Raw genomic sequence first — 9,888 nt, 5'->3', positions numbered from 1 at the left:
GTCCCAGCCTTCGCCCTTTTCCAGGACGTCATGGAGATAGGCGACGACCTTCTGATCCTTGGTTTCGACCGCGTCAACGACACGGCGACAGTGCTCGATATAAGGTCGCCCGGTCTTGTCGCGCTGTGCCTGGTGGACCTCTTCGGCAATCTTGGCCGCCCGGTAAAACATGCTCATCAGGCTTCCCCTTCAGACATGGTTTCACCATCGCTCCTCGGTGTCGTGGTGCGGCAGGTCCATTCCGCAGCAAACCCAGCCAAGTCGCTGCCTCGATCCATAATTGTAGCGCGGCTCCAGGCGAGCCGGATCGTCGAACGTTCCGACATGAAGCGCGATCTCTCCCGGCGATGCGTCATAGGCGAGGCTGAGCGGCGATCCGCAGGCGGAGCAAAACCCCCTGCAGGCAATCGGCGAAGACCTGCGATAGGTCGGCGTCGCATCGGTCCAGGTCACGCTTTGGGAAGGCACCCAGGCCAGAACCGCGAACGCACTGCCGGTCGCTCGCCGGCACATATCACAATGGCAGTAATGCACTCTCGGTTCGCTTCCAACGCGGAAGCGGATCGTGCCGCAGAGACATCCTCCGCTCAGTTCCATTTTGGCGCCCCGGTTGACTTGCGGCTCCAACGCCTCTCGCGCGGTCTCATGCGAGCACCTCCATTCATCACAGCGAAAACGCCGGTCATTTGCGTCGGTTCCTGTTGGCTATCTCAGGAACCAGTGCTTGCGCGCGGCGTTGCGTGTCTTTGCTGGCAAAATGAGGAGTCAGGAATGCTTGGCCGGTCGGAGACGCACTGATGTCGATGCCGGGGCTGGCATACGGTCCCCTGGGCGATCGATGCATGCATGTCTGCGTGGACATGCAGCGGCTGTTTGCCGAGCCGTCTCAATGGGCAACACCCTGGATCACCCGGGTTCTCCCGCAGATCGAGACGCTGGTCGAAAGACGCGCGCCGCAGACGGTCTTTACACGCTTCCTGCCAGCCAAGAAGCCGGGGCAGGGCGTCGGCACCTGGAAGCGCTATTATGAGCGCTGGGCTTCACAGACGATCGAGACGATCGGGCCTGAAATGACCGAACTGTTGCCGTCTTTAGCCGGCTACTGCCCGCCAGCGGCGATCATCGACAAGCACATCTACTCGCCCTGGTTCGAAGGGCGCCTCAGAGCCTTCCTGGTGGAGCGCGGCATCGATACGCTCGTCATCACCGGTGGCGAAACGGATGTTTGCGTTCTGGCCACGGTGCTCGGAGCCATCGATTTCGGCTATCGCGTGGTTCTCGTCACGGACGCGCTATGCAGTTCTTCCGATTCAACCCACGACGCACTGCTGACCGTTTACCACCAACGTTTCGCGCAGCAGGTCGAGACGGTTGAGATGGAAACGGTTCTCTCGAACTGGACTTGACGTTCGCCAACTCGGCTCGGCGGAAAGTGTCCATGCTTCCTTGCGCGGTTTGGCTGCCTATCTGTTAAGAGAATAACGGACACCAGAACGGATAGCAGACGTGACGCAACGATCGGGAAGTGCTGATCTTCCACTCCATGGCGGGCGCGTGCCAAAATGGCTCGGCGACCGCATGACGCGTCTTGGCGCCGTGATGTGCGAAGCGATCATTCATCACTATGGTCGAGACGAACTGCTGCGACGGCTGGCGCATCCGTTCTGGTTCCAGTCCTTTGGTGCTGTCATGGGCATGGATTGGCATTCGTCGGGGATCACGACCAGCGTCGTGGGCGCTTTGAAGCGTGGCCTCACGCCGCTTTCCGGCGAGCTCGGCATTCATGTCTGCGGTGGTCGCGGCGCGCATTCGCGAAAAACCCCGCATGAACTCGAAGCCATCGGCCAACGCGTCGGCTTTGACGGAGCGGGCCTGGCCACCGTCAGCCGTCTTGTCGCCAAGGTCGACAGCGCCGCAGTCCAGGACGGTTTCGATCTTTACCTGCATGGTTTCATCGTCACCGATGACGGTCGCTGGGTCGTGGTGCAGCAAGGCATGAACGGTGACAGCAAGGTGGCGCGCCGCTACCATTGGCTCTCCGAGGGGCTCAAGAGTTTTGTCGACCAGCCGCATGCCGCCATCGAGGGCATCAATCAAGGCGAGATCGTCAACCTGACCGACAGGCGCGCCGACGCGTCGCGCCAAGGGCAACTGAACCTTTTGCAGGAGCTCGGACCCGATCGCATCCTGGGCGAGCTTGCAGCATTGGAGCGTTGCGCGGAGCCGAGGCGCCGGCAGGAACCGGAGCAGCCGCTGCTGCCGCATTTGGTCATGCCGGCCCATCACGACGTTCGCGAAAGCGATGTCGTCATGCATCGTCTTCACGGCAATATCGCCGCCGCCGCGGACCGCGGTCCCACCGATTTCGCCGAGCTCCTTCTGGTCCCCGGCGTCGGCGCGCGCACGGTGCGCGCGCTGGCCCTCGTTGCCGAGGTGGTGCATGGCGCGCCTTGCCGCTTTTCCGATCCCGGCCGCTTCTCGCTGGCGCATGGCGGCAAGGACAGGCACCCGTTCCCTGTGCCGCTTAAGGTCTATGACGAGACGATCGGCGTGCTGAAGTCGGCCGTGCAAAAGGCAAAGCTCGGTCGCGATGAAGAAATCGGCGCCTTGAGGCGGCTCGACGATCAGTCGCGGCAAGTCGAACGATACGTCACCGGCCTCAGCCTGAAGGAAATTGTCGCGGGAGAATTCGACCAGTCGCATCTGCTTGGCGGGCGCAGCGTGTTCGGGTGGGAAGCGGCCCCGGACACAGCACCTGCTGAGCGGAGCAAGAAGGCCTGAGAACGAGCTAGAGCGGCTGTAGATCAATCGTCCAGATCGATGAGCGCGACACCGAGATCCGGGCGCTTGCTGCGGCGCAGATGGCCGGGCGCTTCCACCAGGGTGATTTCGAGCGTTGGCCGAACGATGCCATCAAGCAGATGTCCACCCCGGGTGGTGCCATCGCTCAATCCCAGCACCGCATGGACGTGCAGGCTGGGCTTATCGTCATCACCCAGTGCGACATCGCCGATCGCGCTCAGAACCTCGCACTGTTCGTCGATAGGGATTTTGCGGTAGGTCTTCGCGTCCGGATCAAACCAGCCCACGGTGGCTTTTTCGAAAGCCCCTATGGCGGTCAGGGACGCGCTGCCGATCTTCTGGTCGACCGCGAAGGCGGTCAGTGCCGCGAACGCTTCTTCGCCTGGGTCGAGCACCAGGACAAATGTCCTTTGTCCGCCGATCTCATTGACGAGCTGCGATTTCATCCCTGTCCTTCCATCGTTCGGCCCCATTGAGCGCCGCCGTCAGATCAATGGGCACGGTGTTCCGCATTGCGCTTGCGGGTCGCTGCAGCTTTCTTTGCCGATTCCGATCGGCTTGCGGCAGACCGTGATGCCGATGCCTTGCCGCCGCTTTTGCCGCCTTTGTGCGCCGCCGGATGGCCCGTGTGTTTGCCGCGGCCCGAACCGCCTTCCTTCTTGCCACCGCCATCGTCCTTGTTGACGGTTGCCCATGCGCGCCGCTCTGCCTCCTTGTCGGAAACCCCGCGCTTCTCATAACCTTCGGCAATGTGGTCGGCTTTACGCTCCTGCTTGTCAGTGTACTTCGATTTGTCGCCTCGTGGCATGGCCAGCTCCTCCTGTTGAACAAGGGCTGAACGTCGACCCGACGCGGTGGTTCCAACATAAGTTCGCGAAGCCGAGGCCGCATGGCGGGGCAGCGCCATACACCGCCGCGGCGCGAGCTAACGCTTTTCGGGCCGGGGAGAGCGCAGCAGCAAGGCGAGAGGAACGAGCAGTGCGGTCGCTACCGCGCAATATCGAAAGACATCGATATAGGCGAGCAATGAGGCCTGCCGCGCTATCAACTGTCCTATCCAGCCGAGCGCCTGCTGTTTTGCGTCGATCATCGGCGAGCCTTGAGCCACGAAGTGCTCGGTCGCCTGACGCAGAACCTGCTGGTAGGCCGGTGACGACTGTGCCGTGTGGCCGACGAGGTTTGCCTGATGGATTTGCGCGTTCTGGGCTATCACCGTGTTGGACAGCGACACACCGATGCTTCCGCCGATGTTACGGGCAACGTTGATGAGTGCCGACGCCTGGTTCGTCTGCTGCGGAGCAAGACCGACGTAAGCCGCCGTCGAGATGGGGATGAACAGGAAGGGCAAACCGATCATCAGGAAGATGCGCGCGAAGGCAAAGAAGCCGAAACTGACGTCCGGGGTGAGCGATGTCATATGCCAGAGCGCGACAGCGACGACGGACATGCCTGCCATGATCAGGTATTTGGGCTGGACGATGGCGCCGGCAAATCCGGAAATCGGCATAAGCATCAACATTGCGATGCCACCCGGCATCATCGACAGGCCCGACAGGGTCGCCGTATAGTTGAAGGCGGTCTGCTGCAGTTGCGGCATCAACTGGGTGGTGCTGAACAGCACGGCGCCCACTGCCATCATCACCAGGAACGATGTGCCGAACTGGCGGCTGAACAGCAGGCGGACGTCGACGATCGGATCGCGGTGACTGAATTCCCACGGGATCAGCAGCAGAAATGAGACCGCCGAAATCGCCGCGAAGGTCACGATGAAACCTGATGCGAACCAGTCGTTGCGCTGGCCCTCATCGAGAAAGATCTCCAGGCAGCCGAGTGCCGTGGCGACCAGGATGAAACCGACCCAGTCTATTCTGAGGCCGCCCTTCAACCGTTCCTGCCGTTCGCGCTCGAGCACATCAGGCTCGACCACCAGCCACTGCACCAAGGCAAGCGACATGATGCCGAACGGGACATTGATGAAGAATATCCAGTGCCAGGAGAAATGGTCGGTCAGCCAACCGCCGATGGTCGGCCCGACTGTCGGTGCGACGATGACGGCAATGCCGTAAAGAGCAAATGCCTGGGAGCGTTTTTCGGGTGGAAAGGTGTCGGCGAGAATGGATTGTTCGCTGGGTGCCATGCCGCCGCCCCCGAGGCCTTGCAGGATCCTGAAGACGATGAGCATTTCCAGATTGGGCGCCAGGCCGCACAGCAGCGACGCTATGGTGAAGATCGCCACGCAAAGCATGTAGTAACGCTTGCGGCCGATGACGCTGGCCAACCAGCCGCTAACCGGGATGATCACGGAATTCGCGACCAGATAGGTGGTGATCACCCAGGTGCTTTCGTCCATCCCGGCCGCGAGGCTGCCGGCGATGTTGCGCAGCGCCACGTTGGCGATCGAGGTGTCGAGCACCAGCATGAAGGTGGCGATCGAGACGACGACTGCGATCAGCCACGGATTGCGCCCGCCGGCGGCGGACCGGGTTTCGCTCCGTTCACCAGCCATTTCGACGGCGCTCATCTCACCTTGACTGTCGGCACCACCGACAGGCCTGGACCCAGCAGCACGCCCGGCGGTCGGTCGAAGACGATCTTCACGGGCACGCGCTGCACCACCTTGACGAAGTTGCCGGTGGCATTCTCGGCCGGCAGCAGGCTGAAGGCGGTGCCACTGCCCGCCTGGATGCTGTCGACGCGGCCGTGGAAGTTCTTTTCGGGATAGGCGTCGATATCGATGTCGACGGGCTGTCCCGGCCGCATCAGATCAAGCTGGGTCTCCTTGAAATTAGCCTTCACCCAGACCTCGTCGGGAACGAACATCATCAGCACCTGACCAGGCTGGGCGTAGGTGCCCTTGGCGGCCGTGATACTGGTGGCGCGACCGGCGACAGGCGCGGTTATGATGGTGCGCGACAGCATGGTGCGGGCCTGCTCCTGGCTGGCCTTGGCTTGATTGAGCTTTGCTTGCGCGCTCTTGGTCTGTGCTTGCAGAACAGTGACCTGGCTTTTCGCGGCTGCCACGTTTGCTCCGGCGCTGTCGAGGGCGGCCTGGTCCTGGCGCAGGGTAGAAGCGGCCTGTTCCGCCTGCTGTTGGGTGGAGGTTCCCTTGGCCAGCAGCTCACGGTTGCGCTTGTCCTCCGCTTTGGCAAACTCGAGCGCGGCCTGGGCCTGCGCCACCTGCTTCTGTGCCGCATCGATCTTGGCGTTTTGTGCTTCGATCTGTGCACCGACATCGACGATCTCGGCCTGCGCCGAGGCCACACCGGCGTCGGCTTCCGCCAGGCTTGCCTGATAGTCGCTGTCGTCGATGCGCAAGAGCACGTCGCCGGCTTTCACAGACTGGTTGTCGGTGACCGCGACATCGGTGATACGACCCGATATCTCGGCACCGATCGTCACCGTGCGGGCGTCGATGAAAGCATCGTCGGTCGATTCATACTGACGCGCGTCCAGCCACCACAAGACCAGCCCTACGGCAATCAGCAGCACTGCGAGCAGGATGGCGATGGATATGTAAGGGTGCCGCCGAGGGAAGCTCAGCAGGCTGGGCTTTGGTTCTCCGGCCTGCTTATCCTGCTTGTGCTCCTGACCGACGTCTCTCCGGTGCTTTGGCGCCGCCTCTGAGGTGGCCCTGCGTGACGTGGCGTGCGTGTCGCCGGTTTCAGATTCTTCGGTTTGGGTTTTCGCGTCCACGGGAGAACTCCCAGGAGTTTTGACCGTGGCCAGTCAACGACAACTGGTCGTAAAAGGTTCCTGGCGACCGGGCACGGTTTCGCGCCTGGCGGAATTGGTTCAGCCGATTGCCAACCTGACCACGATGGCCAGGATCACGATACCGACCAAGCCGGCTATGAACATAACCCGACGCGTGCGCGTTCGCAGGATGATCTCGCCCTGTCTCGCCTGCTCCGCAGAGAACACAGGTCCATTGTCACCGTCCTTGTCATGCCGACCATCGCTCATGATCGCCTCCTTCCGGCCCTTGGCACACACCGGCTCTTGGCACACAACCATCGCTCGACAGGCGAGGTTCCGGTTATATCGATCCCGCCAGCAGAAAAAGGATCACAGGCTCGTGAGGAGGGAACTTTGTCCTCCGCGACTGGTTTGGGCCGCTTGAGACCCAGCCAGCCCGGAGCCAGCCATGCCCGATGCCAAGATGTCCAGTGGCCTGAGCAGACGCATGTTCATGACGGCCTCTGTTTCGGCGGCGGCGGCGATGCCGCTTGTGAATTCCCCGACGAGAGCTGCCCAGCCAGCGTCCGCAAAGCCAGCCGAACCGCGCGACTTGTCGGCGGTTTCAATGCGTATCAACAAACAGACCTACAATCTCGCGCTCGACAATCGAACCAGCCTGCTTGACGCTCTGCGCGACCACGTCGGCCTGACCGGCACCAAGAAAGGTTGCGATCACGGTCAGTGCGGCGCCTGCACGGTTCTGATCGATGGAAAGCGGGTACTGTCCTGCTTGAGCTTTGCCGTCATGAACCAGGGGCGGGAGATCACAACGGTGGAAGGCCTGGCCTCGACGGACGGGGAACTGCATCCGGTCCAGCAGGCCTTCGTCGACCACGATGCCTTTCAATGCGGCTATTGCACACCGGGTCAGATCATGTCCGCAATCGGTTGCATCAACGAAGGCCATGCTGGATCGGAAGATGACATTCGCGAATATATGAGCGGCAATCTATGTCGCTGTGCGGCGTATCCCAACATCGTTGCGGCGATCGTCCAGGCGCGCGACGAGATCAGGAGGGCTTAGGATGCGCCCCTTCGTTTATGAAAGACCAACCAGCGTCTCCGCTGCAATCGCCATGGCATCCCGTGTCGATGCCGTGCGCGTTCCGCCAACCGGCGCCGACACGCAATTCATCGCCGGCGGCACCAATCTGGCCGACTACATGAAGCTCGGTGTCGCGCGGCCGGACCGACTGCTTGACCTCAACACTCTTGCCGAGCCAGCCTTGCGGCAGATCAGGATAAACGATAACACGATCCGGTTTGGTGCACTGGTCCGCATGGGTGAAGCAGCCGACAACGATGACGTCCGGCGGCGTTGCCCCGCCCTTGCCGACAGCCTGAAATTCGCCGCCAGCGGTCAGCTTCGCAACATGGCGAGCCTGGGCGGCAATGTGCTGCAACGTACGCGCTGCGAGTATTTTCGAGAGATTTCCTGGCCGTGCAACAAGCGCGAACCCGGCTCCGGTTGCGCTGCGATGGAAGGGTCCAATCGCCAACACGCCGTGCTGGGTACGAGCGATGCCTGCATCGCCACGTATCACGGCGATTTCGCGCAGGCGCTGGTTGCGCTCGATGCCACCGTCGAGATCGAAGGTCCGCGGGGAAGGCGCACGCTTGCATTTGCCAAGCTGCACAAACGGCCGGGCGACACGCCCGACATCGAGACGGATCTCGCCGCCGACGAGCTCATAACCGCCATCGAAGTGCGGCTCGAACGGTGGAGCAGCCGGTCGCGCTATCTGAAGATTCGTGATCGCGAATCCTACGCGTTTGCGTTGGCGTCCGCGGCTGTTGCGCTCGACATGGATGGCGAGACGGTAAGGAGTGCGCGCATTGCGCTTGGTGGTGTGGCGACGGTGCCGTGGCGGGCGCGCGAAGCAGAGGACGCGCTACAGGGCAAAGTGCTTGACGAAGCCGCGGCGCAAGAGGCTGCCGAGGCTGCCTTCGCCGATGCCAGACCGCGCGAGCATAACGCATTCAAGATACCGCTCGGCAAGCGCACGCTGGTGCGGGCGCTGCTCGAAACCCGGGATATGAAGGGCTGAGCCATGAACCAAGCTGCACCCGCCCCCAGGGAAAACCAGGGCGATCCGGTTGTCCGCATTGACGCCCGGCTAAAAGTTACCGGACAGGCCGGCTATCCCGCCGACATCGTCACGGCCAACGTCGCCTACGGTGCCCTTGCCACCAGCAGCATTGCCCGGGGCAAGGTTTCGGGACTTCACACGAAAGACGCCCGGGCCGTACCCGGTGTGCTGGACATCGTCACCTATGACGATATGGACAAGACCGACACGCCGAAATTCGGCAACACCGGCGCAAGTTCGATCGGGCCTTTGCACGACAAGACGGTTTTTCACGACGGTCAGATCATCGCTCTGGTGGTTGCCGAGACCTTCGAGGCGGCGGAGGAAGCCGCAATGTTGATCCGCGCCGACTATGAGGACGAACGGCCCGCCGCCAGCTTTGATTCCAAGGGCGTGAAGATGGAGCCGGCTGCCGGCAAAAACCCTATGTTCAAGGAGGATGCGAAGGCCGGTGATTTCGATGCCGCCTGGGCGGATGCGACGGTAAAGATCGACGAAAAATATTCGACACCGACCCAGCATCACAATCCGATCGAACTGTTTTCGACCACCGCAATATGGCAAGGCGACCAGTTGACCATACACGAGCCCAGCCAGAACGTTACCGGCTGGAAGGTGGAACTGGCACGCCAGCTGAAGCTCGATCCGGCCAATGTGCGGATCGTCAGTCCCTATATCGGCGGCGCCTTCGGCTCCAAGGGGCCGATGACGGCACGCACCGCTATCGTTGCCGTCGCGGCGCGACGCATTGGCCGCCCGGTTCGTTGCGTCGTCAATCGCATGCAAGCCTTCGGTACGCAGACCTATCGCGCCGAAACGCGGCATCGGATCCGCATGGGCGCCGGCAAGGACGGCCGCATCACGGCGTTCGGACATGAGGCCTGGGAGGTGACGTCACGCCCCGACCCTTATGTCGTCGGCGGCACGTCCGCCACCGCGCGCATGTACAATTACGGCGCCGTTCTGACGCATGTTTCGCTGGTTCATGCCGACCGCAACACGCCTGGCTACATGCGATCGCCGCCGGAGACGCCTTATGTCTACGCGCTGGAAAACGCCATGGACGAAATGGCCGTGGCCCTCGGCATGGATCCTGTCGAGTTTCGTCGCATCAATGAACCGGAGAAGGAGCCCATCGGAGGCAAGCCATTTTCCAGCCGCTCACTCATCAAGTGCTACGACCAGGCGTCGGAGGCCTTTGGCTGGTCGAAGCGCGATCCCAAGGTCGGCTCGATGCGCGACGGCGACTGGCTGGTCG

11 protein-coding genes and 1 pseudogene are annotated in these 9,888 nt (G+C 62.1%); 5 read left to right on the top strand and 7 right to left on the bottom strand.

The annotated features are described in order from the left end of the window. Both ENZ74_RS35060 and ENZ74_RS10640 read right to left on the bottom strand, forming a co-directional pair. Positions 1-177 (bottom strand): annotated as a pseudogene (locus tag ENZ74_RS35060) (HD domain-containing protein); the annotation flags it as partial. A gap of 24 nt (positions 178-201) precedes the next feature. After that, a complete protein-coding gene (locus tag ENZ74_RS10640) occupies positions 202-597 on the bottom strand; it encodes a GFA family protein (RefSeq protein ID WP_027161657.1) in 396 nt (131 codons plus the stop codon). A gap of 200 nt (positions 598-797) precedes the next feature. Between ENZ74_RS10640 and ENZ74_RS10635 the strand changes: the two genes are divergently transcribed. Both ENZ74_RS10635 and ENZ74_RS10630 read left to right on the top strand, forming a co-directional pair. Then, positions 798-1,406, top strand: a complete 609-nt coding sequence (locus tag ENZ74_RS10635) for a cysteine hydrolase (RefSeq protein ID WP_063168024.1) — start codon at positions 798-800, stop codon at positions 1,404-1,406. Between the two features lie 100 nt (positions 1,407-1,506). Further along, entirely contained in the window at positions 1,507-2,781 is a 1,275-nt protein-coding gene (locus ENZ74_RS10630) for a DUF763 domain-containing protein (RefSeq protein WP_063168023.1), read from the top strand. Positions 2,782-2,804: 23 nt separating this feature from the next. Here the strand turns inward: ENZ74_RS10630 and ENZ74_RS10625 are convergent, their stop codons facing one another. The 5 genes from ENZ74_RS10625 to ENZ74_RS10605 all read right to left on the bottom strand — a co-directional run bounded on the left by ENZ74_RS10625 (position 2,805) and on the right by ENZ74_RS10605 (position 6,765). Beyond that, positions 2,805-3,248 carry a PPC domain-containing DNA-binding protein gene (locus ENZ74_RS10625; RefSeq protein WP_027161655.1) on the bottom strand — a complete coding sequence of 148 codons (444 nt, stop codon included), beginning with the start codon at positions 3,246-3,248 and terminating at the stop codon, positions 2,805-2,807. A 44-nt stretch (positions 3,249-3,292) separates the two neighbouring features. Continuing rightward, complete coding sequence (locus ENZ74_RS10620) at positions 3,293-3,610, bottom strand: hypothetical protein (protein WP_013531559.1); 318 nt, start codon at positions 3,608-3,610, stop codon at positions 3,293-3,295. A gap of 117 nt (positions 3,611-3,727) precedes the next feature. Continuing rightward, the gene (locus ENZ74_RS10615; RefSeq protein ID WP_082826674.1) at positions 3,728-5,308 is read right to left on the bottom strand and encodes a DHA2 family efflux MFS transporter permease subunit; all 1,581 of its coding nucleotides are present in this window, start codon (positions 5,306-5,308) and stop codon (positions 3,728-3,730) included. A gap of 11 nt (positions 5,309-5,319) precedes the next feature. Then, the gene (locus ENZ74_RS10610) at positions 5,320-6,495 is read right to left on the bottom strand and encodes an HlyD family secretion protein (protein WP_244514300.1); all 1,176 of its coding nucleotides are present in this window, start codon (positions 6,493-6,495) and stop codon (positions 5,320-5,322) included. 99 nt (positions 6,496-6,594) lie between these two features. After that, the gene (locus ENZ74_RS10605; protein ID WP_082826673.1) at positions 6,595-6,765 is read right to left on the bottom strand and encodes a hypothetical protein; all 171 of its coding nucleotides are present in this window, start codon (positions 6,763-6,765) and stop codon (positions 6,595-6,597) included. Between the two features lie 181 nt (positions 6,766-6,946). Here ENZ74_RS10605 and ENZ74_RS10600 point away from each other — a divergent pair, with 181 nt between their 5' ends. From ENZ74_RS10600 to ENZ74_RS10590, 3 genes are all read left to right on the top strand, one after another. Then, complete coding sequence (locus ENZ74_RS10600; protein ID WP_013531562.1) at positions 6,947-7,564, top strand: (2Fe-2S)-binding protein; 618 nt, start codon at positions 6,947-6,949, stop codon at positions 7,562-7,564. 1 nt (position 7,565) lies between these two features. Then, the gene (locus ENZ74_RS10595) at positions 7,566-8,588 is read left to right on the top strand and encodes a xanthine dehydrogenase family protein subunit M (protein ID WP_063168019.1); all 1,023 of its coding nucleotides are present in this window, start codon (positions 7,566-7,568) and stop codon (positions 8,586-8,588) included. Positions 8,589-8,591: 3 nt separating this feature from the next. Beyond that, positions 8,592-9,888, top strand: a 1,297-nt coding sequence (locus ENZ74_RS10590; protein ID WP_164760994.1) for a molybdopterin cofactor-binding domain-containing protein, incomplete at its 3' end; no start/stop codon positions are given.

The organism is Mesorhizobium sp. M7A.F.Ca.CA.002.15.2.1, from assembly GCF_003998715.1.
Classification (GTDB): domain Bacteria; phylum Pseudomonadota; class Alphaproteobacteria; order Rhizobiales; family Rhizobiaceae; genus Mesorhizobium; species Mesorhizobium ciceri.
This window is presented reverse-complemented; position numbering and strand designations above follow the sequence as displayed.